This window comes from Sulfurihydrogenibium sp. (assembly GCF_027448985.1).
Classification (GTDB): domain Bacteria; phylum Aquificota; class Aquificia; order Aquificales; family Hydrogenothermaceae; genus Sulfurihydrogenibium.
Genome location: NZ_DAIDMN010000011.1, coordinates 1 through 26,060 on the forward strand (window position 1 = coordinate 1; position 26,060 = coordinate 26,060).

Consider the following 26,060-nt stretch of genomic DNA (forward strand, 5'->3'; position numbering starts at 1 on the left):
TTTTCTTTTATTTCTCCTACCTTTTTGGAAGGTTGAAGGTTTAAAAGTCTCATAATTTCACTTCCGGATAAAAGTGGTTTATCTACTATCTTTCCTAAGTAATGTTCAAAATAATGTTTTTGTAAATACTTTAAATAGTTTTCCATGTTTTTGTCTATACTTAAAGCAAGTAGGAAGCTGTAAATTGCTACATCTTTATATTTATACCAAAAAATGTTTAGTTGAGTAAAGTCTTCGACTTTGTTTTTGTATAGATTCAATACCGATAAGGTTGCTTCTTTTATCTGTTTTATAAAGTTAAACGCTTTTTCCGGAATTAGAAGTTTTTCTTTACAAACGAGTTTAAACTCGTTTTCTGGAAGTTTAAAGATTAAAGATACTAACTTAAAAAAAACTTTATCATCAAAATTTTGATAAAGATGTATCTTACCGAAATTTTCTTTTAACCTTTCATCTATGAAATCAAGTTTTTTTTTAAAAGTTCTTCTGTGTCTTTGTAAATTGAAAGGTCTTTTAAGTTTTCTGACACTATTTTTGATAGTAGCTTGTTTTCTTTCAGTTTTTCTAAAGTGTTGTAAGAGTTGTCGTTGGATATTATTTTAAGTAGTTCATCTCTTACCCTTTCTTTCGGTGATTTTTCTATCAAATCCGGATTTTTCTTGACAAACTTTTCAAACTCTTTATCTAAGGTAAATTCAAGTTCTAAAGCAAGTCTGTAACCTCTTAGTATTCTTACTGGGTCGTTTATTATGTTTTGTATTGAAATGGGTTTTACTAACCCTTCTTGTAAGTCTTTAAATCCGTTTGAAGGGTCTATAAGAGTTGTATGGGAAGCACTCAATCCGGATGTGTCGTCAAAGTTAACCGCTATTGCGTTTATTGTAAAGTCTCGTGCCATAAGGTCTGCTATCAACCTGTCTAAAATCTTTTTTTCTTTTTCTTCGTACGGTAAATCGGAAGATAAAATATCAGATATATCAAGGTAAGAAAAATCAAATCTGTAATTGTAATCATCTTCTTGAAATATAAAGGTTGCTACCGTTTTTTCTTTTTCAAACTGAAAAATTGAACCGTTTATGTACTTTTTTAGGTTTCTTGCCACTTCCATAGGTGGAGCTGTCACTATAAAGTCTATATCTATGTTTTTACCAAGGGGTCTGTTTATAAGTCTATCTCTTACCCATCCTCCTACTATAAAACAAAAAGAGCCTCTTGGAAGAGCTTTTGCCAATGTATCAAAGTAGGAGTTGTAAAACAAAAGTCCATGGACATAGTTTTCTTTTATGTCTAAATTTAGTTCTTCCTCTTTCTTTTTGCTGAATATCTTTTCTAAAAGTCTTTCTATTCCAAGCATCAAACAACCTTGTATATCTCTACTTCTTTTTTTAGGTTTTCTATAAACTTTGTCAATCTTTCGGCTTTATCTATCCAACCTTGGATTATATCTTTCGTTTTGGGAAATGCCTCTTGAAGTTCTTTATACTCTTCAACTTTTGAGTTTGTGTACTGTATAAGAAGGTCTAAAAACTCTTGCATTTTGTTTAGTTGTTTTGAGTAGTAAAAAAGGTCTTTTAACATCTCTTTTCTTTCTCTTACAGGTACATCTACACCAAGTGTAAGTCCTATGTTCCGGATGTCAAACCTTGAAAGGTAAATACCACTTTTAGAAGGAACCGTTAAAATTTTTAGTATTCTGTCAAACTCTCCTTCTTCTTTTAGAAAATCAAACTGCTGGGCAAACTTCTCGTTTGTCATAAATGGATTTTTCATAAGGTCTTTATCGTTAAGCATAACTTTACCTCAAATTTTTTTGTTAATCTATTATATCTTTTTGTGAGAGTTTATCAAGTTAAGGAACTCTTCTCTGGTTTTTTGGCATTCTAAAAATCTTCCTGTTAGTTTGCTTGTTACCGTTACAGAATCCGGATTTCTAACTCCTCTCATCGCCATACATAAATGGACCGCTTCCATTACAACGGCAACACCTTTTGGTTGAAGTTCTTTTTCCAAGAACTCGGCTATCTCCGCTGTAAGTCTCTCTTGGACTTGTGGTCTGTAAGAAAACTTGTTTACAACTCTTACTATTTTGGAAAGTCCACAAACTTTTTTATCTGGAATGTATGCAACATGGGCTTTGCCAAAGAATGGTAGTAGATGGTGCTCACAGAGAGAGAAAAACTGAATATCTCTTACAACTACCATCTCATCATAACTACCTACATCTTCAAATACGGTCATGTTAAACTCTCTGTGGCTTTCAAACTCTTCCCACATTTTAGCTACTCTTTTAGGTGTGTCTAAAAGTCCTTCTCTGTTTGGGTCTTCTCCTATACCCTCTAAAAATAACCTTATAGCTTGCTCTATTTTGTTTTTATCGATTGGCATTTTATCCTCCTATCTTTTTAAAAATCTTTGACATTCCACTTTCATACATCTATCAATCACTCCATTGTAACCAAGTTGATTTAATTTTTGTGCTACCTGTGGATTGTATGTTCCTGGTTGAAACCAAAATGTTTTAAATCCTTTTTTTAACGCTTCTTCAGCTGTAAAAACTACATCTGCTGGTCTTCTAAACACATCAACAATATCAATTTCATCCGGAATATCTAAGATGGATTTGTAAACTTTCTCTCCAAGAATCTCTTTTCCTTCGTATTTTGGATTTACAAAATACATCTTAAATCCGTAAGATTTTACAACCTCACTGACAAAATAACTTGGTCTTGACGGGTCATCAGATATACCTACTACAGCAACTGTTTTACTTTTTTCTAAAATTTCTTTAATTTCTTCATCTTTTTCAAGGATTGGCATAGTTATCCTCTCTCTCGTATCCTATTTTTGTTAATTTAGCATTTATAACTGTGTTTATAGGTTTGTCTGTGTCTATTTTTGCATGGATGTAGTTTCCGGATAGTCCAACTTTAATGCCATCTTTTTCCGATATTATGAGAAAGTCAAGGTTTTTATCTAAGAATTTTTTCCTAAACTCCAAACTCTTTTTTTCTCCTAACTGTCTTAAAATTTTTGTTCTTTCTTTTTTAACGGTTGGTGGCACTTTATCACCGAGTTTAACGGCAGAAGTGTTATCTCTCATTGAATAGGTAAATACATGTATGTAAGCAAATGGTATTTTTTCTACATTTTTAACTGTGTTTTCAAATGATTTTTCGTCTTCCGTTGGAAATCCGGTTATAATATCCGTTCCTATGGCTGTATCAGGACGGTTTTTCAGTATTTTTTCTACTTTTTCTATATACTCTTTTACGGTGTAGTCTCTTTTCATATCTTTTAGGACTTTGTCATCTGCCGATTGAATGGAAAGATGAAAGTGTGGAGCTATCTTTTCTTCTTTTGTTAAAAAGTCTATCAAGTGGTCGTTAAGTTCGTTTATTCCCATAGATGAAAGTCTCACTCTGTAAAGACCTTCTATCTTTACTATCTCTTTTAGTAGGTCTAAGAGTTTTCCTTCTTTGTGGTCGTATCCGTACTGAGAAAGCTGTGTTCCTGTAAGGACAACTTCTTTGTAGCCTTTGTCTGTAAGGGTTTTTGTCTGATTTATCACATCTTGGATTTTGGCACTTCTTACTTTTCCTCTGGCAAATGGTATTATACAGAATGAGCAAAAACTGTTGCACCCTTCTTGAATTTTTAGTATAGGTCTTGCGCCTTCGTAGAATGTTGATATGAAAAATGTTCTAAAGTCGTTTTCTCTGAAAATGTTGTCTATAAAGACTTTGTTTTGGAACTTTTCGTTTATGTAGTTTTCTACTATCTCAAAAACCGCTGTTTTATGAGAGTTTCCTATCACAAGGTCGATTTCTGGCATCTTTGAAAGTTCATCTGGAGAGACTTGAGCGTAGCATCCGGTTGCAACAACTACCGCCTTTGGATTTTTCCTTTTGGCTTGTCTTATGGTTTTTCTTGATGACCTGTCAGCATCGTTTGTCACAGTGCAGGTGTTTACTATATAAATATCTGCAACGGAATCAAAATCTGTAATATCGTAACCTTTTACAGCAAACTGTTCTTCTAAAGCTGATGTCTCAAACTGGTTCATTCTACAACCAAGAGTTGCAAATGCCACTTTTAGTTTTTTACTTTCCAATTTCATCAACAGCCCTTTCTAAATCTCCGTGTTTTAGTATCTCAATTAGTTTATGTTCGTCAAAAGCTTTTGTCAATCTTTCTCCCGTTTTCAGGTCAAATATGTAAAAAATTTCTTCTCCGTAACTTCCTACAAAATAGGTTCCTTTTCCAAGTATAACACCGGCTAAAACGGACGATTTGAAGTCTTCTGTAAGTTTTTCTCCTGTATTGATATCGTATATAGCAAATTTTCCGTTTTTCTTTCCCCAAAAGTAGTTACTCTCTCCTGTTAAGGCTCCTCTGTCTCTTATCTTTTCAAAAAACTCCGTTTTTTGCCCTTGTAAAGTAAACAATGCTTCCATGTTGTTTTCTTCCACTTTATAGTATGGAGATTGACCTTTTACCAATCCGGCTGTGTGTATCCAGCTGTGAAAATCTGTTTTTCTTTCAAAGTTTTTATCGTATATTGCCCATTTGACATTTTTGAGATGTTTAAGGTAGTCTGGTTTATCTTTGACTGTATCTTTTGTTGCTAAAAAGTAATCTGACTCTCCTTTCACAAGACCGACATTAAAAATGTATCCAAATTCTGGAGATTTTTTGTCTTGGTTTTGTATGTAAAAGTACAATGAAGTTTCTATCAGCTTCACATTACACCTCGTAATTTTTTTAGAGATTTTATAATATGGAAAAGAAAAAAAACTATGTTAAAAAACAGGTTTTTCAAAAGTCAAACGGTAGTGTAAAAGTTATATCCGTTGACCTTGAACTGTTATCGTAGAATCTTAAAACGACTGAACTTCTTTCTGTAAGTCTGTATCCGGCTTCGTAAAAGCCGTACTGGTTTAAGATTACAGATGTTGCAAGTGGTTTAGAAAAACCAAGGTATATCTTTCTTGTAAGGTATTTTTGGACGTAAACGTTAAAGGTTATGCCTTGGACAGGGTTGTAAGAAGGTAGTATGTTTACGTTGAATCCGGTTCCAAATAGACCTTCTTCTTCTTCTCCTGTTGCTTTAAAAGGTACTATCATCTTTGCAACGTTTCCTACGATGGAAAATAGTCCAGACGAAGCGATTTGTTCCGGAGTTTTTTTAATCAGTAGAAGGGTTAAAATTTCATCTTTTGATTTTGGTGGAGTTGAGAAAAAGTCATACTTTAGATTGTCTGCCGTTCCTGATACGTTTACGTATACGTAAACTCCGGATATGTTTGTGGATAATCTACCGTTTACATAAGTTTTACTATCTGAAAGTTTTATGTCGATAAAATCTACGTTGTATCTGTTTTTTAGAAAATCAACCTTTCCGTAGGATATCCTGAAATTACCATTTACAACAGGTTTTTCCGCTGTACCTTTAATGTCAAACTTACCATCTCCGTAAACTCTTCCCCAACTTCCTTCTATGAATACAGGAGATAAAGTGGATAGACTTATGTTTAGATGAATATTTTTTAGCATTTCAGGTTTTTTTGTAGATTCCGCTTTTTGGGTTAGATAATCCGGTTCAACTTTAGCCTTTCCTGTGGTTAAAGTTTTTGAGTTTATATATATTTTTTCTTTAACCATCTTTATGTTCGTATCTGTTGAGATTACTCCGTTGTAGATGTTTTGGTACTTTATAGGTAGTAGGTCGGACTTGAGCTCTACATCTCCTTCTTTATTTTTTAGGTTGTATGTGCCGTATATTGATATACTACTTTCACCGTAAGAGGAACGGGTTGAACCTTTTATGTCTATGTAAAGATTGTTTTTTAGAGTAATATCAAATTTATCAAAAGATATTATATTCGCTGTGTATGGAGTTCTTATTCTTACATCTTCTCCGTAGAGTTTAAAAGAGGCTTTTTCAAGTATATCCTGAGGAGTACCTTTATAAGCTAATGCAAATCTTATCTTACCGTCGATATTTACAAACTGAACTATCTGAGATATGTATTTTCTGTCTAAATTACCGTTTAATGAAAGTTCTAACTGATTTTTATCCAAATCGTATAAAAATTTGTCTATACTTCCAAAAAATGAACCGGTAAATACTTGTTTGTCTGTGTATATCTTCTTGTCGTAGTAGTTTAAACTTAGGTCTTGGAACTTTATCAAAGGTATATCATCTTCTTCTAAAACAAAATTTTTTAATGTTAAAAATGCTGTACTTTTTTGTAGGTTTTCTTTGTTAAAGTTGACTGTCAGTAAAGATTCTTTAACTTTTAAGTGAAAATCTTTTTCTAAAAATGTTATCTCATTACTGTGGGCTAACAGTTTGTTTTTGTCTCCTTTTATGTCAAAGGAAAAATCCAGTTTCTTACTGTTTTTTACAAATCCGGATAAAGTGCCTTTATAACCGTCAAGGTTTCCACTTACGTTAAAGTTTAAGTTTGATTGTAAGTTGTTTTTTTCATCTGTTAAATTCAATCCGGATTTTACATCAAAGGTTTCCTTTTCAAGGTTGTAATCGCCGTTGGCTGTAAATACAAAAGACTTAAACTCGTTTAAACCATCGGTTTTTATTGAAAATTTCAAATACTTGTCCTTTAAGTTTACACTTCCGGATATCTTTTTTATTATGTTATTCTTTACAACAAGATTATCTTTAAAAAAGTTTACATCAAACTTTACAACTTTTGGATTGATTGAACCGGATATATCCGCCAAAACTGTATTTTCTATATCTTTTATGTAGCTTTCCAAATTTTTTACACTAAGATTTACGTTCCAATCATTTTTTACCGATGTTACATAAACCGAGCCTTCACCGGATTTTGGTATTATCCTATCGAAAACATCCTTTGAATGTTTTGATAAAAACGGGTATAAAACCGATAAATCAAACTGTTTTGTAAAGTTCACTTTAAGGTCTAACTTTTCATTAGGAATTTCAAAGAAAAATTCAGAGGTTAGACTTTTTCCATCGTTTGCTTTAACCGTTATAACGTCGTTTTTAAAGGAAAAGTTATAAAAAAGGTTTTTTAAAGACAACTCTTGGTAAGAAAAATCAAGGGCGTTTCCTGTAAAATCCATAAAGATGTTATGGTAATCTCCGTATATCCTTCCTGATGCATTGAGTGTTGATTTTACAGGTACGTTTTTCATATACATAAGATTTTGTAAAACAAAGTTTTTTGCATTGATGTTAAATCTGTAAGATAGTTTCTTTAAATCGTTAAAGTCCTTTAAATAACCATTTGTAAAGACTGTTTGATTACCATCAAAACCTTTTAGGTCTGTATAAAGAGAGTAATCTTTTAAAGATAGGTTAATAAATCCGGATAAGCTTGAATACTTTAAACCAAGTCCTGTAAAATTTTTAGCGTTTATGGATATGTTAGCCTGTTTTTCATCTATCTTATAATCCGTCCGTGCTGATATACTACCATCTAAAGACTTGATAATATCATCTTTTTCAACAGGTAAAACCGTCAGAACATCTTTCAAAGATGGAATATCACTGTTGATGAGTATTTTTTTCTTTTGGTCATCGTACTCAAAACTACCTGATGATACTTTTATATCGTACTTACCTTTAAATTTAAGTCCATCTTTGTCTTCCATATTTGTTGTGATAAACAAGTTTTGAAGTTGTAAATCCGGAGTTTTCAATACTTCTACTTTTAAATCACTGGTTCCTTTTAGAATACTTTTTTTATCTTTTTCTGTTATTTTTAAGTTTAGTTTTATGCTGTTGTTTAGAAGATTTAAACCTTCATAATCAACCTGTTTTACTTTTCCATCTATTTTTACTTCTTTATCTTTTTTCTCTTTGAAGTATAAATCTAAGTCCAATCCAGATAAGGTTATACCGTTGTAAGAGTAGTTGGTGGCGTTTACTTTACCTGTTAACTCTACCGTTTTATCTTCGTGTAAAGAAATATTTTTTACATCTGCTGTTATACCATCGTAGGATACTTTAGTGTTTTCTACAACTATTTTCTTAGGAAACACTTTTATTTGGTAGTTGTTTGATGGATTGATGTTTAAAGTGTAAGTTTTGTCTTTTTTTAAAAAGGTTAATGTTGGACTACTTTTTATAAAAATCATGTTTTGAAGGTTGTATCCGGATAGGTTTTCTATATTAAGGTCTAAATCTTTTTCTAAATTTTTTACCTTAAAACTTCCATCTTTTAAGTTGAAATTTACGTAAGATGTAAACAGGTAAAGAGGAAATATGAACTCAAACTCCTTTGAAGGTGGAGCGGTTAAATCGTTAATATACTCACCAGATAGATTTTCTACATTCAAATCAATAAAACTTTTAAACTTGAATAAATCAGAAAACCTAATATCTGCATACACATTTTTAAGGTTAATGTTGTACTCTTTTTTATCTGTGATGTTTATATAACTGCATACAATCCGGTTGTCTTTAAACTTACAGTCATCTTTAACAAAAACTCCAAATCTCTTTAAAATGTCCTGATAACTTGATACTACATAAAAAACCGATAGGAACATGATAAGAAAGAAAAAGAAAATAAAAAAAATCTCTACCGAAATTTTTAGAAAAATCTTTAAATACTTATTTTCAAAGACTTGTTTCACTAACTTCTTCATCATCTCTTTTAAAGATTTTAACACAAAATTGTGTTATTTTATTAAAAACAAAAAGTAAGGAGGCACTAACCATGACAACCGCAGGTGAGGCTTACCATCTATTAAACAAAGCTATCTATCATTACGAAAATGAGAATTATGAAATGACTATCACCCTTCTTGATGAAGCTTTACTTTTGAATCCGGATATTCCGGAGGTTCACTATTGGAGAGGGAAAGTTGCAACTCACGACCTAAATCAAGAAAGTCTTGAAGTTGCCATCGTTCATCTATCAGAAGCTATCAGACTAAAACCTGACTATGCAGATGCTTACTTTGAAAGAGGTAAAGTGTACATTCAAAAAGGAGAGTTTGAAGAAGCCAAAAAAGACTTAGAAGAGTCTGTAAAGTTAAATCCAAAACTAAAAGAAGCATACTCACTACTTGCGCAAATCGAGCTTATGCACGGAAACGACCAAAAAGCTATGGAATACTTAAACAAAGTATCTGGACAGGAAGGAGACGACAGGTACTACTACTCTCTTGGAAAGATTTTCTACAACGCAGGAAAGTACCAACAGGCTATAGAGCAGTTTAACAAAGTTATTGAAAAAAATAAATACTTTGTAGATGCGTACGTTTACAAAGCACACTCGTTAGCTCATCTTGGATTTTACGAAGATGCCATAGAAAATCTCAGAAAAGCTGTTATCCTTGTTCCGGAGGAGATTGAATACTTTTTAGATATGGCAAAGTACTACTTTGAATTGGCAAAAAAACAGGTTGAAGAAGGTAAAAAAATACAAGCAACGGAAAACTTCATAAAAGGTTTACAGATAGATTACAACCTAAAAATAGAACCTAAGTACATACCAATAATGATGGAAGCTGTAGAAGAGTTGATAGAAAAGAAAAACTTTAAAGAAGCCAACGATATAATAGACCAACTTGAACTTTTAATTAAAGAGCCGGAGTATCAGGAATACAAAGAACAGTTTGAAAAGTTAAAGAAAAAGTTTATGAAAGTTTTACCTTTAAAAGATAAAGTGATAAAATTTATTACAGATATATACACAAAGTAAGGAGAAAGGATGTTAGACATAAAGCTTATTAGAGAAAATCCGGATTTTGTGAAAGAAAGGTTATCAACAAGGGACCCTTCATACCCATCTATGATAGACAAAGTGTTAGAGATAGACCAAGAAAGAAGAGAGATTATAAAAAAGATAGAGCATTTAAGAGCAGAAAGAAATGAAAAATCAAAACTTTTTCCTATCTACAAAAAAGAAGGAAAAGATGTTTCAGAAATTCAAGAAAGAGTCCGTCAAATAGGAGATGAAATAAAAGAACTTGAAGATAAACTATCTGAAAAAGAAGAAGAGTTTAACAACTTAATGCTTTACATACCAAACATTCCAGCTCCTGATGTACCCATAGGAAAAGACGAAAACGACAACGTAGAGATAAGAAGATGGGGAGAGCCAAGAAAGTTTGATTTTGAACCTTTACCACATTTTGAAATAGGAGAGAAACTGGGAATCCTGGATTTTGACAGAGGGGCAAAACTATCCGGCTCAAGATTTACAGTAATGTTTAAAGAAGCAGCAAGACTTGAAAGAGCTTTGATAAACTTTATGCTTGATGTTCATACAAAACAACATGGTTATACAGAAGTTTGGACACCTTTGTTGGTAAAACCGGAAATACTACTTGGAACAGGTCAACTACCTAAATTTAAAGAAGACCTTTACAAAATAGAGAATGAAGATTTGTACCTAATACCAACCGCAGAAGTTCCATTAACCAACCTTCATGCTGATGAAATAATTCCCGAAGATGAACTTCCCAAGTATTACACAGCTTACACACCTTGTTTTAGAAAAGAAGCTGGCTCCCACGGAAAAGATGTTAGAGGAATACTAAGACAACACCAGTTTGATAAAGTAGAACTTGTAAAAATAGTAAAACCGGAAGATTCTTACAACGAACTTGAAAAACTTGTAAGCGAAGCAGAAAAAATACTACAACTTCTGGAACTACCTTACAGAGTGGTTTTACTTTGTACGGGAGATATGGGATTTTCAGCTGCTAAAACCTACGATATAGAAGTGTGGATACCTTCTCAAAACAGGTACAGAGAGATATCTTCCTGCTCAAACACAGAAGATTTCCAAGCCAGAAGAGCAAAGATAAGATACAAAGACAAAAACGGAAAAAATCATTTGGTACATACCTTAAATGGCTCTGGACTTGCTGTAGGTAGAACATTACTTGCAATTATGGAAAATTATCAAAATCCGGATGGAACCTTTGAAATACCAAAAGTGTTGAAGGATTACATATAATGCTTGGTTTTGAAGAAGAAAAATCAAACTTACCAAAGATAATGGAAAAAATTTGTGTGGCTATTTTTTTACAGCCCTTGCATTTTTATACAAAAGATGGTATATTATTTTCAGTTTTAGATGACCTTGACAACTGAATAGGGAAGTCCCACAGTAAATTTTTGTGGCATTATACTGGATAAAAAATTTAATATTTCAACTTTGATGTGTAGTCTGCATTTTAAAATAGAAAATATATTATTTGAATAATCAAGTAATGATAAGGCTCATTTGACAATATAACAGAAATATATTTTCTATTACTGCCGGTTCGATGCAAAAAATATCAATTTGCAGACTTACACACCGCACAAAAAATATGCATTAAGATATTGACTTTTTGAAAATTTTCGTTTATTTTTTTATTGTAATTTTTAACGGGTTTTGTCTGAACTATGTGGGATATAAAGTAAAAGTCTACAATCTCTTCGTCGTCAGTATAGTTTAGTTTTGTCTGAACTATGTGGGATATAAAGACATCTAAAATTCAGATTAGCTTTTAGATGAAACAGTTTTGTCTGAACTATGTGGGATATAAAGTACAGAAGCATATCTAAAACTGATTTCTCATACTCGTTTTGTCTGAACTATGTGGGATATAAAGCACTTTTTACTTCTCCTTTTGTGTTCTCATATTCTACTTGTTTTGTCTGAACTATGTGGGATATAAAGTTATAAGGTCGTTGTGTTTTTCGGCTAACAGCATTAAGTTTTGTCTGAACTATGTGGGATATAAAGGCATCTCTACGCTGAAAATAGACAAGCGGTTGATGAGTTTTGTCTGAACTATGTGGGATATAAAGTTATAGATACAAAGATGGCTTTAGATTAAGACAATAGTTTTGTCTGAACTATGTGGGATATAAAGGAAGATCAAAAGAAAAAAGCAATCAAAGAATACGAGGTTTTGTCTGAACTATGTGGGATATAAAGCTTTTGCTTTTTCATAATCATTTTCTAAAATTTCTTGTTTTGTCTGAACTATGTGGGATATAAAGTGATTTACTTTTTCCTTCCTTGTCCTTCCACCTTTCGTTTTGTCTGAACTATGTGGGATATAAAGACCCTCAAAGTCCACTTGGCAAGAAACGGACGCACGGTTTTGTCTGAACTATGTGGGATATAAAGTATAGTTTTATATGGTGTAAAAAGGAGAAAGATATGTGTTTTGTCTGAACTATGTGGGATATAAAGGTTCTGGGTCATCTGGTATCTCTCTCTCTATCACTTTGTTTTGTCTGAACTATGTGGGATATAAAGTTTAAAATCTCAACTGTTAACGGGGATATTATTATTGTTTTGTCTGAACTATGTGGGATATAAAGGCGGGCGGGAGAATAAGAATAGCCCGATACACCAGTGTTTTGTCTGAACTATGTGGGATATAAAGTAGGACTGTTTATGAACTCCATAGAGACCTACCAAGGTTTTGTCTGAACTATGTGGGATATAAAGCTTCAAGGGAGCTTGAAAACTCTCTTGATAAAAATGGTTTTGTCTGAACTATGTGGGATATAAAGTCAGGAAGGATTTTTGTTAAATTGTTTTTTAGTTTCCGTTTTGTCTGAACTATGTGGGATATAAAGCGGCTGGGGGCGTTTAGTCCAAAAGGCCGAGACTCCAGTTTTGTCTGAACTATGTGGGATATAAAGCTACATTGAAATACTACACCAAATTAACAACAAAGGGTTTTGTCTGAACTATGTGGGATATAAAGTCAAATAAATCTTTATTTGGAATGACCTTAACACGGCAAAAGTTTTGTCTGAACTATGTGGGATATAAAGTGAATTTTGCAAATAAAAACGGATATACTTTAGAAAGTTGTTTTGTCTGAACTATGTGGGATATAAAGGTTCTGATATGTGTTTATCTCTTTGGTTCCTTCCACGTTTTGTCTGAACTATGTGGGATATAAAGATATTTGACTCAAACTTATCAATAGACTCAATAGAAAGTTTTGTCTGAACTATGTGGGATATAAAGTTATTAATGACTGTAAAGCATCTGTTTATATAAAAGAACTTTTTGATTAAACTTCCAGCATCTTTTCAATAGTTAGTTTCGCACTCTTTCAAATGGTTTTGAAGTTATAACTTTCTTCTAATCTAATCTTTCCTTATTTTTACACTTAATGCGTGGGCTTCTAAGCCTTCTGCGTTAGCCATTTTTTCTGCATGGTTGGCAACTCTTTCAAAACCTTCTTTGGAAACGTATATAACTGAACTTCTTTTGACAAAATCATAAACCCCTAATGGAGATGAAAATCTTGCTGCTGCTCCTGTAGGTAACACGTGATTTGGTCCAAGAATGTAATCACCAAGTGGTTCCGTTGAATAGGACCCTAAAAATATTGCTCCTGCATGTTTTATTTTATTGAGTAAATCAAAAGGATTTTCCGTTATTATTTCAAGGTGTTCCGGAGCGATGTAGTTAGCCACTTGACAAGCTGTATCTAAGTCTTCTACTATAAATGCATGTCCATAGTTATCCAAGGATTTTTTTGCTATTTCTTTTCTTGAAAAATCTGTAAGAAGCTCGTTGTATAAGTACTCTTTTACATTTTTGGCAAGTTCTTCTGAAGTGGTGATTAGTATAGAAGCTGCAAGCTCATCATGTTCAGCTTGAGATAAAAGGTCAGCGGCAATCCATCTGTAATTTGCTTTCTCATCTGCTATTACGAGTATTTCAGATGGACCAGCTATCATATCTATATCTACCACTCCAAAAACATTTTTCTTAGCTAACGCTACATATATGTTTCCTGGTCCAACTATCTTATCTACCTTTTTCACTGTTTGGGTACCATAAGCCATTGCAGCAACAGCCTGAGCACCACCTACTCTATAAACTGTGTCTATTCCACATATAAACGCTGCTGCCAAAGTATACTTGTTTGGATTAGGAGAGCACATTACAATTTCTTCAACTCCTGCCACTCTTGCAGGTATAGCATTCATCAAAACACTTGAAGGGTAAGCAGCTTTTCCACCGGGTACATATAAGCCTACTATGTCTAATGGAATAACTTTTTGACCTAATATCATTCCATCTTCTTCTTTAAAAAAGGACTTTTCTTTTTGTTGCTCGTGGAACTCGTAAATTCTTTCATAAGCGACTTCAAATGCCCATCTTACATCATCTTCTATTTCATCGTAAGCCTTTTCTAACTCCTCAAAAGGTATTACCAAATCTTCCGGATTTATTTTGACTTTATCAAACTTTTCTGTGTACTCTACGAGTGCTTCATCTCCTCTTTCTTTTACATTCTTTATAATCTCTTTTACAACAGGTTCGTATAAATCTATCTCAACATCACTTCTTTTTATGAGGTTTTGAAGTTCTTGGTTTTCCTTATAATATCTACCTCTTAAATCAACAATTTTCACAGTTATCCTCCAATTTTGAAACGTAATATAATATAATACATGGAAAAGTTGAATATATCAATCAGACCACAGTATTTAGATGATTTTATAGGGCAAGAAGAAATAAAAAGACAGCTTAAAGTATTTATATCTGCTGCTAAAATGAAAGGTAAACCTTTAGACCATACTATTTTATCTGGTCCACCAGGTCTTGGTAAAACAACCTTAGCCACGGTTATAGCTAATGAGATGAACAGTAACATAAAAATAACATCCGCTCCAGTTTTAGAGAAAAAAGGAGATGTTATAGGTCTTTTAACTTCGTTAAAAGATAACGATATTCTCTTTATAGATGAGATACATAGACTATCTCCTACACTGGAAGAGATACTCTACTCCGCCATGGAAGATTTTAAGGTAGATGTTATCTTAGGTGGTGGTTCTGGAAGAAAAGGAAGGTCTGCAAAAGCCATAAGACTTGATTTGGCAAAGTTTACTTTAATCGGAGCAACCACCAGAGCCGGAATGTTATCATCTCCTTTACTGTCCAGATTTGGAATCATTTTAAATCTTGATTTTTACGATGAAGAATCTCTTTCTAAGATTATTTTAAGAACAGCAAAAATTAACCACATCAGTATCACATTGGAAGGTGCTTTGGAAATTGCAAAACATTCAAAAGGGACTCCAAGAGTTGCAAATAAACTTTTAAGTAGGATTTATGACTATGCAGTTATTCACAACAAAAATACTATAGATGAAGAAGTGGCAAAAGAAGCTCTTAAATTCTTATCTATAAATCAACATGGCATAGACACTCTCACATTAAAGTATTTAAAATCCTTGATAAATCAGTTTAACGGTGGACCGGTAGGACTAAACACCATATCATTTGCAATATCTGAAGATAAAAAAACAATAGAAGAAGTGATAGAGCCTTATTTATTAAAAATAGGTTTTATAAAAAGAACCGCTAAAGGAAGAGTTGCTTTAAAACCTGCTTTTGAGTTTTTGAATCTTCATGATAATACTTGAATCTAATCAGATAGGAAATCCAATTGAGGCAAAATTTTTATACCGGAAAAATAGGTTTGTCGGCGTATGTAATTTAAATGGTGAGGTTGTAGAGTGCCATATATCCGATACCGGCAGACTCAAAGAGATTCTTACGGAAGGTCGTGATGTTCTTGTTTTAAAAGGAAAAGAAAACAACAAACTACCTTATAAACTTTTAGCTGCAAAAATGGAAGAAGGTTTTGTCCTTATAAACACATCAATCCATTCAAAAATAGGTAAAAAGATTATTCAATATGGATTACTTGGCTTTACTCCAAAAAAAGTAAAATCGGAAGTCAAATACAAAGATAGTCGGATTGATTTTCTTGTTGATGATAAAATGTTCATCGAACTTAAAGGATGTAATTTAAAAGTAAATGAAAAATGCTATTTTCCGGATGCTCCCACAGAAAGAGGATTAAAACATCTAAATCACCTTTTACAACTTAAAAAAGAAGGATTTGAAACAGCTGTAATGGTTTTATCTCTTAGAGATTGTGAGAAATTCCTACCAAACTTTATAACTGACCTAAAATTTTCAAAGATGTTTGCCCAAAGCCTTAAAGAAGGTGTAAAATTTTTTGGTTTTAAAGTTAAATTTGATGAAAACTACAACATTGTTTACAATGGAAAGTTAGAGGTAGATGAAGAGATATGGATTTTGCTAAAGAAATATTCTACATAATGAACATCATAGGTATAGTAGCATTTGCATTAACAGGCTCTTTAAAAGCTATAAAAGAAGGTTTAGACTTACTTGGAATCACAGTTTTAGGAGTTATGACAGCCTTAGGTGGTGGTATAACGAGAGATTTGCTGATAAATACGGTTCCAAATGCTCTAAAATCTTTAACAGATATGAGTGTAGCCCTTTTGGGAGTATGGCTTGCGGTATTAGTTTATAAAGTGGCAAAAGGTGATATAAAAAATAAATACATCATTCTAATTCCGGATGCGATAGGATTATCAGCTTTTACTACAACGGGAGCTTTAATTGCTCACAATGCTGATGTATCGTTTTTTGGTATTGTGATTCTTGCAACACTTACAGGAGTTGGAGGAGGAATAATAAGTGATTTACTTCTTGGAAAAGTTCCATCCGTTTTGAGAGATGATTTTTATGCAAGTTGTAGCATCATTGGAGCAGTAGCCTTTTACATAACAATAACCTTAACAACAGACCTAACAGTATCATCGATTGTATGTAGTTTAACAGTTTTAATGATAAGAATAGTTGCAATCCTTTACAATTGGAGATTACCAAAGTTTCAATGAAATTAAAAGAGTTGTATGAGCTATCGATAGATTTATTGAAAAGGTCCAACATAGAAAATCCTCAACTTGAATCAATGATAATAATCTCTCAACTACTAAACATTCCAAAACATAAAATATTTACAAATCCGGATTTAGAAGTAAAAGATTATGAAAAAGTGTTAAAAGCAGTTGAAAAAAGAGCAAGAAAAGTTCCTCTTGCTTACATACTAAATAAAAAAGAGTTTTTTGGTCTTGAATTCTACATAGAAGAAGGTGTTTTAATACCTCGTCCAGAAACGGAGATTTTAGTTGAAAAAGTGTTGGAAAAAGTATCAAACCGAAAAAATCCTATAGGACTTGAAGTAGGAGTTGGAAGTGGATGTATCTGTGTATCTTTACTACATCATAAAAAAGACCTAAATATGATAGGTTTAGATATTTCAGAAAAAGCTTTGGAAGTATCAAAAATAAATGCAGAAAAATTCAATGTGATAGATAGATTGACTTTACTGAAGTTTGATGTTTTGAAAGATGATGTTGAAAAATTAAATGTTTCATCTTTTGATTTTGTAGTATCAAATCCACCATACATATCCGAAAACGAATACGAAACATTGCAAGAAGAGGTAAAAAAGGAACCAAAAGAAGCTCTAATATCAGGTAAAGTTGGGACTGAATTTTACGAAAAGATAGTAGATAGATTTAAAAACTATTTAAAGAAAGATGGATTTTTTGCCTTCGAAGTAGGAATAGGTCAAGGAAACAAAGTTAAAGAGATTTTAGAAAAATCCGGATTTAATAAGCTTGAGATACACAAAGATTTAGCATCAATAGATAGAGTTGTTATAGGTTTTAAAATATAATATTTGAGGTTAAGAAAATGATAAAGGAAGAGTTAAAGTTGAAAGAAGCGTTGATAGTAGAAGGTGGTCAAAAGTTAGAAGGAGTTTTAGAAGTATCCGGAGCAAAAAACGCAGCATTACCAAACATGGCAGCCACTATCCTTACAGATGAGGAAGTTGTAATAGATAATATTCCGGACCTTTTAGACATCAGAACGATGGAAAAACTCTTAACAACAATAGGTATAGAAATCAACCATATAAAGAACAAAACTTACAGCTTTAAATTGAAAGACTTAAAATCACTAACAGCCCCTTACGACCTTGTTAGCAAGATGAGAGCGTCTATATTGGTCCTTGGACCAATGCTTGCAAAGTTTGGATATGCTGAAGTCTCTCTTCCAGGTGGATGTTCCATAGGAACCCGTCCTGTAGATTTACACCTAAAAGCCCTTGAAAAGATGGGAGCAGATATAAAAATAGAACACGGATACATAAAAGCATCAGCACCACAAGGATTAAAAGGAGCCCACATATTTTTTGATAAAATAACCGTCACCGGAACAGAGAATATAATGATGGCTGCCACATTAGCCCACGGAAAAACAGTTATAGAAAACGCTGCATTAGAACCGGAAGTTGTAGACTTAGCCTTAATGCTTAAAAAGATGGGAGCAAACATAAAAGGAGAAGGAACTCACAGGATAGAGATAGAAGGAGTAAAATCGTTAAGAGGCACTTATCACACAGTTATTCCAGATAGAATAGAAGCCGGAACATTTGCAGTTTTATCTGCTTTAACAGGTGGGAAAATAATAATAAAAAATTATCCAAACCATTATTTAGAGTACGTTAACGAAGTTTTAGAAAATATAGGAATATCTATAATAAACATATCGGAGAACGAAGTTATAGTAAAAAGGAAGGATATCTTAAAACCAGTAAATATAGAAACAAAAGAGTATCCACTTTTTCCAACAGACCTACAAGCTCAATTTATGACCCTTTTATGTTTTGCAGATGGTGTATCAGAAATAACAGAAAACATATTTGAAAACAGATTTATGCACGTGCCAGAACTAAACAGGTTAGGTGCAAATATTGAAATAAAAGGAAAAACAGCCATAATAAAACCTGTTAAAAAGTTTAGTGGTGCAAGTATAAAAGCAACAGACCTTAGAGCAAGTGCTGCAATGGTGATAGCCGGATTAGTTGCAGAAGGAGAAACAACTATCCACAGTATATACCATTTAGACAGAGGCTACGAACACATAGACCAAAAGTTAAAATCAATAGGAGCAAAAATAAGAAGAGAAATAATTGAGGAAGAATAAACTGTTAATAGATAAACAACCTTTATGACCGGTTTTGTGAACTACCCACCGTTTAGAGAAGTGGTGGGTATTTACTCGTTGCCAACTTCAACATCTTTTAAAAACTCTCTATTTTCTAAGTACCATTCAACAGTTTTTTTTATTCCTTCTTCAAAACTTACCTTAGGTTTCCATCCTAAAATTTTTTCAGCTTTTGTTATATCAGCCCAAGTTTCTTTCAAATCTGCTTTATGGAAAGGTCTGTAATCTATGTTGGCTTTTTTACCTAAATGTTTTTCTATCGTTTCTATAACTGTTTTCAAACTGATAGGATTTTTTCCACCACCTAAATTTATTATTTCGTATCCAACTTCTTTTGTTGCCAAAATAGTTCCTTCCGCTATATCATCTACATAGGTAAAGTCTCTTGATTGTGAACCATCACCGTAGAGAATAATTGGTTTTCCTTCGTCAATCCATTTTATGAATCTAAATATACTCATATCAGGTCTTCCTGCAGGTCCATAAACGGTGAAGTATCTAACGACAGAAATGTCTAACCCGTAAAGGTAATGATAAGTGTATGCCATAACTTCAGCAGCCTTTTTAGAAGCTGCATAAGGAGATATAGGAGTATTTACCGGTAGGTCCTCTTTAAACGGCATCGGTTGACCAGCATACAATGAAGAGGTTGAAGCTAAAACCATCTTTTTAACAGAGTACTTTTTCATTAACTCTAAAAGGTTTAAAGTTCCATTTGTATTTGTAGTCATGTAAACAAATGGATTGACCATACTGTATCTTACCCCAGCTCTTGCTGCAAGGTTTATTACACAGTCGAATTTGTGGTCATTGAACAAGATTTCCAACGCTCCCAGATTTTCAATATCAACCGGATAAAATTTAAAATTTTCATAATTTTCTAAATCTTTTTTTCTATACTCTTTTAATCTGACGTCATAGTAGTTGTTCATATTATCTATACCAATAACTTCTATGCCTTTTTCTAACAAAAACTTTCCTGTTTTCCATCCTATAAATCCGGCTACACCTGTCAAGAGAACTTTTTTCATTTGCCACTCCTTTTCTTTTAAGGTATGATATTATTTTAACACTAAACGAGGTTTGTAAATGGAAAGAGATGTTTTAAAACATACACTTTTTGGAATTGAGTTTAAAAATCCAGTTTGGACAGCATCCGGAACTTTTAGCTATGGTTTGGAAGTTGCAAAGTTGTATGACTTATCTGTACTTGGAGCTATTGTTGTAAAAGGTCTTTCATTAAAACCAAGAAAAGGTAACATGCCAGAAAGAATTGTAGAAACACCAGCTGGAATGTTAAACTCTATTGGTCTTCAAAATCCAGGAGTAGATTACTTTATAAACGAAACATTGCCAAAACTAAAAAAATACGATACGAGAATATTTGCCAACGTATTTGGAGAAGATGAAGAAGAGTACTTAGCAGTTGCGGAAAAGTTAGATAAAGCTGATGGAGTAGATGGTTTAGAACTAAACGTTTCCTGTCCAAACGTAAAAAAAGGTGGAATAGCCTTTGGTAGTGACCCTCAAGTCCTTTATGACCTTGTTTATAAAATGAAAAAAATAACAAAAAAACCTCTTTTAGTAAAACTGTCTCCTAATGTTACAAATATATTAGATACAGCAGATGCTTGCGTAAGTGCAAACGCAGATGGTCTTGTCCTTATAAATACTTTATTAGGTGTAGCAATAGATGTAGAGAAAGAGAAACCAATTCTCTCAACTATAACTGGAGGTTTATCTGGACCAGCGATTTTACCTATCGCTGTCAGGATGATATGGCAAGTTTATGCCAAGTACGGTAAAAAAGTACCAATAGTAGGTGTAGGTGGTATCTCAAATACTCAAGATGCTTTACAGCACATATTAGCCGGAGCATCAGCAATACAGGTAGGAACTGCAAACTTTTATGACCCTTACTCTCCACTAAAAATAGTTGAAGGTCTTAAAGATCATGTGAAAAGAAAAAATTATAATCATTACACTCAACTTATAGGAAAAGCACATCAACTAACAATAAAGGAGGTGTAAAATGGTAGTTGTATTAACTAAATTTCCAATCAAACCTGAGTTTATGAAAGATTTTGAAGAAAGGTCTAAAGAAAGATTTGGAGAGCATGGCATTGAGAAAATGGAAGGATTTTTAGGTATGAAAGTTTTAGCAGGAAGAAGTTTTCCATCTATGCCTTCTAACAATCAAGTTGTTATAGTAACATACTGGAAGGATATGGAAAGTTTTCTAAACTATACTAAAAGTAAAGAATTTGGTGAAGCCCATAAGAATCCACCACCTAAAGAATGGTTTGCAGGAAATCCTTCTGTTGAAATATATGAGGTTATCAAGGAAATTTGAGTATGTTATTTTTTTATAAAATTTAACATTAAATTATAGACTTGAAAAATATTTACAATTTGTTTAAGATTGATTTAAATCATATTTTATAGGAGGTTGTTTTCATGGGAGAAAACACAGCTATCAGATGGCTTCTGTTCTTCTTCTTCCCGGCGCTATTTGTGTATGGTTTACTTCATGTTTACTCTTCCAAACCAGCACAAGCAAAAAAGACAGCAGAGTTAACAGAAATGGAGGAGGCAGGTAGAAAAGTTTACAACAAGTTCTGTGTAGGTTGTCACGGTGAAAACGGAGACGGTAACAGTATGGCAGCTCCTTTCTTTAAAGTTAAACCACCAAACTTCCACACAGGTGTATTTAGATGGAAATCTACTCCAGAAGGAACTCTTCCTACAGACGAGGATTTGATGCATGTTTTAGACTGGGGTATTCCTCAAACTCCAATGCCATCATTCCACTTGGTTCCTGAAGTTCAAAAAAGAGCTGTCATTGCTTACATCAAAACATTCTCAGATAGATGGAAAAAAGAACAGCCTGGCGAGTCTGTTTATAACCAAATCAAGCAAATCCCACCATACTTTGGTACAAAAGAATCCATTGAAAAAGGAAAAGAGCTTTATGCTGCCAACTGTACAGCTTGTCACGGTGAAAGTGGAAGAGGTGATGGACCTATTGCTTCAACATTACCAGTTCCACCAACAAACTTGACTTACCCTGTAAGGGCAGCTGGACCATCTCCAAAGGATACGTTTAGAGTTCTTACAGTTGGACTTGAAGGTTCTCCAATGCCTAAGTTTGACCACCTTTCAGAAGAGGACAGATGGCACTTAGTATCTTACATAGCTTATTTGATGAACCAAGGAAAATAATAGAAGGAGGTGTTTGAAATGGCAACTGCTACAACAACAGCAGGTGAAGTCCAAGTAACAAACTTAGTCAATTACACCCTTGTGAAGTTACACGTTGCAATGGGTCTTATCTTCTTTATCATCGTTGGGTTGATGGGATTTCTTTACTCTTTACAGCTTGATGGTATTTATCCCTTCCCTGGAATTGAGTTTTTATCTCCGGGAAGAGTTAGAATGATACATACGGCAGGAGCAGCGTATGGATTTTTAGTAAACATGTTTACAGGTTTACTTTACTGGGCAGTTCCAAGGTTTACAGGTTATAAGGTTTTTGATGAGAAGTATCTTGGTGGATTTTTGTTTATAGGTTTACAAGCAGCCGTTTTGATAACCGTTGTAGCTATCCTCTTCTTAGGTCAGGCTGACAACGTTGAATGGGGAGAAACTCCTTGGTGGCTTGATCCAATCATAGTAGCATGGTTGTTGTTACATGCTGTTCAATTCGGAACACCTATTATAAAAGCATCTCAAAAAGCGCCTCTTTACGTTACTGGATGGTACATATCAGCAATGTTGGTGTGGACACCTCTTGTTGTTTTCATGGGTAACTTTATACCAAGATTCTGGTCAGCGGGTTCAGGAGCGGGAGCTGTTCAATCCACATTTATCCATGACCTTGTAGGTCTTTACGTTACACCGGTTGCTTGGGGATTGATGTACTACTTTGTTCCTGTAATTATGAAAAAACCAATGTGGTCTCATGGTCTTTCATTACTTGGATTCTGGGGATTAGCATTCTTCTATCCGTTGAATGGTGTTCACCATTTCTTATGGTCTCCAATACCAATGTTCGCTCAATACTCAGCAGTGTTTGCAACAGTTGCAATTGAATTTGCAGTTACTTCTGTTTTAATAAACTTTATGATGACATTAAGAGGTTCTGCTGAAGTATTAAAGTACAACGTTCCATTAAGGTACATGTACACTGGAGCTATCTTCTACTGGATAACATGTTTCCAATGTGCTTTCCACGTAACATTAACTTTCCAAAAAGTAATTCACTTCACAGACTGGGTAACGGGGCACGCTCACCTTATAATGTTTGGAACGTTTGGAATGTGGGTCCTTGGAATGGCTGAGTATGTATGGCCAAGATTATTTGGAAAAGAAACAATGTATTCCAAAGGAATGTCTGAAGGAGCGTATTGGTTGTTAACAATCGGTGTTATCGCAATGTTTGTTGATTTAACAGCTGCAGGTTTAGTTCAAGGATTTGACTGGATAGGATTGAACCCTTGGATAGATTCTGTAAACTTCTCTAAACCTTTCTGGTATTTCAGGTCTGTAGCTGGAATCATGATGCTTACCGGATTGTTAATGTATGCGATGAACTTCTATAAAACTGCAACAGCTGGTAAAGGCTTAGAAGCCCAGCTCAGAAATGCGTAATGGAGGTGGATAACAATGGTTAAAATGGAGCGTTTTCCTTTTATAGTTTTGGTAGCAGGTTTAGGTTTTTTCCTGTTTGCTGACTTTGTATCTTGGGCATTACCTATATTTGTTTTAAAAGATATTCCAATGAAAAAAGTTTCTGACCTTGCAGCGGAAGCAAAGGCTAAAAACACCTCCGCTTGGGCAGATTTTGAAAGGATAGCTCAGTACTACCCTGAACAGTTTAAAAAGTATTATGGAGAAGTTAATGAAAAATCTTTCCAAAAAGCATTAGAAATTGGTCATCGTTGGTATGTTGCAGAAGGTTGTTGGAACTGCCACTCTCAAATGATTAGACCAGTATCAAACGAAACTTTAAGATTCGGAATTCCTGGCGTTTCTAATACAGTTTCTTATCCTTCTGAATACCAAAATGAGCTTCAAGCTCCAGTGTTATGGGGTACAAAAAGGATTGGACCAGACCTTATAAGAGAAGCAGCAGTCCACAATGTTGACTGGCAAGTGGCACATCTTTATGATCCTCAAACCACATCTCCAGGAACAAATATGCCTGGATATCCTTGGTACTTTGAAAAAGATAAAAATGGTAACATAGTTCCAAACGAAAGAGGAATCGGTCTTTTAACTTACATAATGTGGCTTGGTTCTTGGGAAGTAAAACCAACTAAAGAATGGGCATTAAAGTGATGAATATGATGAATTATAGGGGCTTTTGCCCCTTTTTCATCACCTTTGGAGGTGATAGAGAATGAAAATAACACAAAGAACAGTTTCATTAATGATAATGTTTGTGTTCTTATTTGTCGTTGGCTCAATTATAGCTGTTAGGACGGTAGCTTACCTTGAAGCCGGATTTGAGTTAAAGGGATTTTTGGTACAAGTAATAACCTATGTTATAGCTTTAACTGGATGGTTAACTTTGTTCATTTATTCATACATTAAAGGAGACTTTAAAGACATAGAAGGTCCTAAATACGATTTGTTAGAAAGGGAAGAAAAATTAATTGAAGCCGATAAAAAAGCTGGGAGGTATTAAAAATGGCAGCTCACTTAGAAAACACAAGAGCAATAGACAAAATTACTTATGTAACAGACGCTGTTCCAACATGGTGGATGATGTTCTGGATAGGTTATATCCTTTTTACAGTTTCTTACATCGTATTTGATTGGATTCCGGATTTTCTCGGTTGGATGGCGGTTGTTGGTCAAGGAGCAGAAGCAGCAGACAAATATATTTGGCTTAGAGAGTTGATGAGAAACTAAGAATATAATTCTACTTTTTGTTTTTTGAAAGCCCCCTACATCATTGGGGGCTTTTTTATTTTATGGTATAATCTTTCTAAATAATTGTGAGGTTGGTATGACAGATAGATTGAAAATTTTTTTAGTTACTTTATTTGTTTTTCTTTACCAATCTTACGGAGGAGAAAACTTGGTTAAAACCATCTATCAAAACGAACTTACCTTGATTTATAAACAAACTGAGGGTAAAGGGATAATAGCAGGCTCTATTTTTATAAAAGGTGGAAGTTATGAGGACACTAAAGAAAAAGCCGGATTAACTAACTTAACATTAAAACTTTTACTTCAAGGCTCCGCAAAATACTCTCAGTATGATATTAATAAATTTTTTGAGGATAGTGGAGGATATATATCATCTTCTACATCAGAAGATTTTTCTAATGTAGATTTTGCAGTTAAAGTAGAAGACTTCCCTAAAGCCATAGAAATAATATCCGATATACTGAATAGTCCGTTGTTTCCGGAAGATAAATTACAACAAGAAAAGAACAATATTATAGCCCAAATAAAAGCAAAGAAGGAAGAAGGGTTTGCATATGGCTTTGATGAACTTAGAAAAGAGATATTTAAAAATACAAACTACGAATATGCTCCTATAGGATTGGAAGATTCTGTTTTAAATGTTACTCGTCAGGATATTTTAAACCGTTGGCTTCAGTTAAAAAACTCCACTAGAATAGTTATATCCATAGTAGGAGATATGCCGTTTCATGAATCTCAAAAGTATTTAAAGATATTCGAAAATATTCCAAAAGGAGAGAAGTTTGAATTTCCAAAAGTAGATAAAAAAATTGAGGAAATACCATGTAAAGAGATAAGAAGGGAAGGTGCTCAATCAACCATCATGATAGCCTACAATGCTCCAATAATCCAAAGTAAGGATTACATTCCTTTTAGAGTATTAAACGGTGTTTTAGGTAGTGGATTTACATCAAGAATGTTCCAAGAGCTAAGAGAAAAAAGAGGATTAGCGTATGCAGTAGGTTCTTTCTTTCCTGCAAGAATCAACATAGGAGTGGTAGTAGCATACATAGGAACAGACCCTAAAAAAACTCAAGATGCTATTGATGGAATAAAACAGGTAGTAGATAGCTTAAAAGAAGGTGTTAAAGAAGAAGAATTAAATACTTCAAAAGAAAAAATAATAGGTAACATAGTTCCAAACGAAAGAGGAATCGGTCTTTTAACTTACATAATGTGGCTTGGTTCTTGGGAAGTAAAACC

25 protein-coding genes, 1 pseudogene and 1 CRISPR repeat array are annotated in these 26,060 nt (G+C 33.6%); of the genes and pseudogenes, 16 read left to right on the forward strand and 10 right to left on the reverse strand.

All coding sequences use genetic code 11. From position 1 onward, the window contains the following. The 8 genes and pseudogenes from NE054_RS01915 to NE054_RS01950 form a co-directional block, all read right to left on the reverse strand. A pseudogene (locus tag NE054_RS01915) lies at positions 1–260 on the reverse strand (hypothetical protein); the annotation flags it as partial. A gap of 194 nt (positions 261–454) precedes the next feature. Further along, on the reverse strand, positions 455–1,354 hold the full coding sequence (locus NE054_RS01920) for a CCA tRNA nucleotidyltransferase (protein WP_297887749.1): 900 nt from the start codon (positions 1,352–1,354) through the stop codon (positions 455–457). Further along, complete coding sequence (locus tag NE054_RS01925) at positions 1,354–1,791, reverse strand: hypothetical protein (protein WP_297887751.1); 438 nt, start codon at positions 1,789–1,791, stop codon at positions 1,354–1,356. Before NE054_RS01925 ends, NE054_RS01920 begins: the two co-directional genes overlap by 1 nt. A gap of 30 nt (positions 1,792–1,821) precedes the next feature. Then, on the reverse strand, positions 1,822–2,385 hold the full coding sequence (folE, locus tag NE054_RS01930) for a GTP cyclohydrolase I FolE (RefSeq protein WP_297887754.1): 564 nt from the start codon (positions 2,383–2,385) through the stop codon (positions 1,822–1,824). A 9-nt stretch (positions 2,386–2,394) separates the two neighbouring features. Beyond that, a complete protein-coding gene (locus NE054_RS01935; RefSeq protein ID WP_297887757.1) occupies positions 2,395–2,817 on the reverse strand; it encodes a CoA-binding protein in 423 nt (140 codons plus the stop codon). After that, positions 2,804–4,117, reverse strand: a complete 1,314-nt coding sequence (mtaB, locus tag NE054_RS01940; protein ID WP_297887816.1) for a tRNA (N(6)-L-threonylcarbamoyladenosine(37)-C(2))-methylthiotransferase MtaB — start codon at positions 4,115–4,117, stop codon at positions 2,804–2,806. Before mtaB ends, NE054_RS01935 begins: the two co-directional genes overlap by 14 nt. Beyond that, positions 4,101–4,742 (reverse strand): hypothetical protein, encoded by a 642-nt coding sequence (locus tag NE054_RS01945; protein ID WP_297887760.1) that lies wholly within the window; start codon positions 4,740–4,742, stop codon positions 4,101–4,103. The genes mtaB and NE054_RS01945 overlap by 17 nt, the downstream gene beginning before the upstream one ends. Before the next feature lie 73 nt (positions 4,743–4,815). Next, positions 4,816–8,640 (reverse strand): translocation/assembly module TamB domain-containing protein, encoded by a 3,825-nt coding sequence (locus NE054_RS01950; protein WP_297887763.1) that lies wholly within the window; start codon positions 8,638–8,640, stop codon positions 4,816–4,818. A gap of 71 nt (positions 8,641–8,711) precedes the next feature. Here NE054_RS01950 and NE054_RS01955 point away from each other — a divergent pair, with 71 nt between their 5' ends. From NE054_RS01955 to NE054_RS01965, 3 genes are read left to right on the forward strand one after another with little or no spacing between them, the layout of a single operon-like run. Continuing rightward, a complete protein-coding gene (locus tag NE054_RS01955; protein WP_297887765.1) occupies positions 8,712–9,701 on the forward strand; it encodes a tetratricopeptide repeat protein in 990 nt (329 codons plus the stop codon). Between the two features lie 9 nt (positions 9,702–9,710). Further along, positions 9,711–10,964, forward strand: coding sequence for a serine--tRNA ligase (serS, locus tag NE054_RS01960; RefSeq protein ID WP_297887768.1), 1,254 nt, complete (start codon positions 9,711–9,713; stop codon positions 10,962–10,964). Continuing rightward, positions 10,964–11,101, forward strand: a complete 138-nt coding sequence (locus NE054_RS01965) for a hypothetical protein (protein WP_297887770.1) — start codon at positions 10,964–10,966, stop codon at positions 11,099–11,101. Before serS ends, NE054_RS01965 begins: the two co-directional genes overlap by 1 nt. Before the next feature lie 283 nt (positions 11,102–11,384). After that, a CRISPR array of direct repeats spans positions 11,385–12,989; the repeat unit is 29 nt; unit sequence GTTTTGTCTGAACTATGTGGGATATAAAG. 122 nt (positions 12,990–13,111) lie between these two features. On the opposite strand, the gene hisD is transcribed toward NE054_RS01965, so the two are convergent. Further along, entirely contained in the window at positions 13,112–14,392 is a 1,281-nt protein-coding gene (gene hisD, locus NE054_RS01970; protein ID WP_297887773.1) for a histidinol dehydrogenase, read from the reverse strand. Positions 14,393–14,431: 39 nt separating this feature from the next. Between hisD and ruvB the strand changes: the two genes are divergently transcribed. From ruvB to murA, 5 genes are read left to right on the forward strand one after another with little or no spacing between them, the layout of a single operon-like run. Further along, complete coding sequence (gene ruvB / locus NE054_RS01975; protein WP_297887775.1) at positions 14,432–15,406, forward strand: Holliday junction branch migration DNA helicase RuvB; 975 nt, start codon at positions 14,432–14,434, stop codon at positions 15,404–15,406. Beyond that, complete coding sequence (gene sfsA, locus NE054_RS01980; RefSeq protein ID WP_297887777.1) at positions 15,393–16,112, forward strand: DNA/RNA nuclease SfsA; 720 nt, start codon at positions 15,393–15,395, stop codon at positions 16,110–16,112. The genes ruvB and sfsA overlap by 14 nt, the downstream gene beginning before the upstream one ends. Then, a complete protein-coding gene (locus NE054_RS01985; protein WP_297887779.1) occupies positions 16,082–16,702 on the forward strand; it encodes a trimeric intracellular cation channel family protein in 621 nt (206 codons plus the stop codon). Before sfsA ends, NE054_RS01985 begins: the two co-directional genes overlap by 31 nt. Continuing rightward, positions 16,678–17,547, forward strand: a complete 870-nt coding sequence (gene prmC / locus NE054_RS01990) for a peptide chain release factor N(5)-glutamine methyltransferase (RefSeq protein ID WP_297887782.1) — start codon at positions 16,678–16,680, stop codon at positions 17,545–17,547. Before NE054_RS01985 ends, prmC begins: the two co-directional genes overlap by 25 nt. A gap of 17 nt (positions 17,548–17,564) precedes the next feature. Next, a complete protein-coding gene (gene murA, locus NE054_RS01995; RefSeq protein ID WP_297887785.1) occupies positions 17,565–18,860 on the forward strand; it encodes a UDP-N-acetylglucosamine 1-carboxyvinyltransferase in 1,296 nt (431 codons plus the stop codon). A gap of 71 nt (positions 18,861–18,931) precedes the next feature. Here the strand turns inward: murA and NE054_RS02000 are convergent, their stop codons facing one another. Beyond that, on the reverse strand, positions 18,932–19,912 hold the full coding sequence (locus tag NE054_RS02000) for a GDP-mannose 4,6-dehydratase (protein WP_297887787.1): 981 nt from the start codon (positions 19,910–19,912) through the stop codon (positions 18,932–18,934). A gap of 58 nt (positions 19,913–19,970) precedes the next feature. Here NE054_RS02000 and NE054_RS02005 point away from each other — a divergent pair, with 58 nt between their 5' ends. The 8 genes from NE054_RS02005 to NE054_RS02040 all read left to right on the forward strand — a co-directional run. After that, positions 19,971–20,912: a dihydroorotate dehydrogenase gene (locus NE054_RS02005; RefSeq protein WP_297887790.1), complete on the forward strand. Its 942-nt coding sequence runs from the start codon at positions 19,971–19,973 to the stop codon at positions 20,910–20,912. Between the two features lies 1 nt (position 20,913). Beyond that, on the forward strand, positions 20,914–21,234 hold the full coding sequence (locus NE054_RS02010) for an antibiotic biosynthesis monooxygenase (protein WP_297887793.1): 321 nt from the start codon (positions 20,914–20,916) through the stop codon (positions 21,232–21,234). Between the two features lie 104 nt (positions 21,235–21,338). Beyond that, positions 21,339–22,103, forward strand: a complete 765-nt coding sequence (locus NE054_RS02015; protein ID WP_297887797.1) for a c-type cytochrome — start codon at positions 21,339–21,341, stop codon at positions 22,101–22,103. An 18-nt stretch (positions 22,104–22,121) separates the two neighbouring features. Continuing rightward, positions 22,122–23,531 carry a cbb3-type cytochrome c oxidase subunit I gene (locus tag NE054_RS02020; protein WP_297887800.1) on the forward strand — a complete coding sequence of 470 codons (1,410 nt, stop codon included), beginning with the start codon at positions 22,122–22,124 and terminating at the stop codon, positions 23,529–23,531. Between the two features lie 15 nt (positions 23,532–23,546). Beyond that, entirely contained in the window at positions 23,547–24,221 is a 675-nt protein-coding gene (locus NE054_RS02025) for a cbb3-type cytochrome c oxidase subunit II (protein ID WP_297887804.1), read from the forward strand. A 61-nt stretch (positions 24,222–24,282) separates the two neighbouring features. After that, positions 24,283–24,570 carry a hypothetical protein gene (locus NE054_RS02030; RefSeq protein ID WP_297887807.1) on the forward strand — a complete coding sequence of 96 codons (288 nt, stop codon included), beginning with the start codon at positions 24,283–24,285 and terminating at the stop codon, positions 24,568–24,570. Positions 24,571–24,572: 2 nt separating this feature from the next. After that, positions 24,573–24,797, forward strand: coding sequence for a cytochrome C oxidase subunit III (locus NE054_RS02035; RefSeq protein WP_297887810.1), 225 nt, complete (start codon positions 24,573–24,575; stop codon positions 24,795–24,797). Positions 24,798–24,894: 97 nt separating this feature from the next. Then, on the forward strand, positions 24,895–26,060 hold a 1,166-nt coding region (locus NE054_RS02040), incomplete at its 3' end, for a pitrilysin family protein (protein ID WP_297887813.1).

Bases quoted from the DNA above. Each gene is read 5' to 3' on its own strand.
- serS (WP_297887768.1), top strand. From the start codon at position 9,711: ATGTTAGACATAAAGCTTATTAGAGAAAATCCGGATTTTGTGAAAGAA.
- NE054_RS02020 (WP_297887800.1), top strand. From the start codon at position 22,122: ATGGCAACTGCTACAACAACAGCAGGTGAAGTCCAAGTAACAAACTTA.
- NE054_RS02010 (WP_297887793.1), top strand. From the start codon at position 20,914: ATGGTAGTTGTATTAACTAAATTTCCAATCAAACCTGAGTTTATGAAA.
- mtaB (WP_297887816.1), bottom strand. From the start codon at position 4,117: ATGAAATTGGAAAGTAAAAAACTAAAAGTGGCATTTGCAACTCTTGGT.
- NE054_RS01925 (WP_297887751.1), bottom strand. From the start codon at position 1,791: ATGCTTAACGATAAAGACCTTATGAAAAATCCATTTATGACAAACGAG.
- folE (WP_297887754.1), bottom strand. From the start codon at position 2,385: ATGCCAATCGATAAAAACAAAATAGAGCAAGCTATAAGGTTATTTTTA.
- NE054_RS01920 (WP_297887749.1), bottom strand. From the start codon at position 1,354: ATGCTTGGAATAGAAAGACTTTTAGAAAAGATATTCAGCAAAAAGAAA.
- NE054_RS01965 (WP_297887770.1), top strand. From the start codon at position 10,964: ATGCTTGGTTTTGAAGAAGAAAAATCAAACTTACCAAAGATAATGGAA.
- NE054_RS01955 (WP_297887765.1), top strand. From the start codon at position 8,712: ATGACAACCGCAGGTGAGGCTTACCATCTATTAAACAAAGCTATCTAT.
- ruvB (WP_297887775.1), top strand. From the start codon at position 14,432: ATGGAAAAGTTGAATATATCAATCAGACCACAGTATTTAGATGATTTT.
- NE054_RS02035 (WP_297887810.1), top strand. From the start codon at position 24,573: ATGGCAGCTCACTTAGAAAACACAAGAGCAATAGACAAAATTACTTAT.
- NE054_RS02000 (WP_297887787.1), bottom strand. From the start codon at position 19,912: ATGAAAAAAGTTCTCTTGACAGGTGTAGCCGGATTTATAGGATGGAAA.
- murA (WP_297887785.1), top strand. From the start codon at position 17,565: ATGATAAAGGAAGAGTTAAAGTTGAAAGAAGCGTTGATAGTAGAAGGT.
- sfsA (WP_297887777.1), top strand. From the start codon at position 15,393: ATGATAATACTTGAATCTAATCAGATAGGAAATCCAATTGAGGCAAAA.
- NE054_RS02030 (WP_297887807.1), top strand. From the start codon at position 24,283: ATGAAAATAACACAAAGAACAGTTTCATTAATGATAATGTTTGTGTTC.
- NE054_RS02025 (WP_297887804.1), top strand. From the start codon at position 23,547: ATGGTTAAAATGGAGCGTTTTCCTTTTATAGTTTTGGTAGCAGGTTTA.
- NE054_RS01950 (WP_297887763.1), bottom strand. From the start codon at position 8,640: ATGAAGAAGTTAGTGAAACAAGTCTTTGAAAATAAGTATTTAAAGATT.
- NE054_RS02015 (WP_297887797.1), top strand. From the start codon at position 21,339: ATGGGAGAAAACACAGCTATCAGATGGCTTCTGTTCTTCTTCTTCCCG.
- NE054_RS02005 (WP_297887790.1), top strand. From the start codon at position 19,971: ATGGAAAGAGATGTTTTAAAACATACACTTTTTGGAATTGAGTTTAAA.
- NE054_RS01985 (WP_297887779.1), top strand. From the start codon at position 16,082: ATGGATTTTGCTAAAGAAATATTCTACATAATGAACATCATAGGTATA.
- NE054_RS01935 (WP_297887757.1), bottom strand. From the start codon at position 2,817: ATGCCAATCCTTGAAAAAGATGAAGAAATTAAAGAAATTTTAGAAAAA.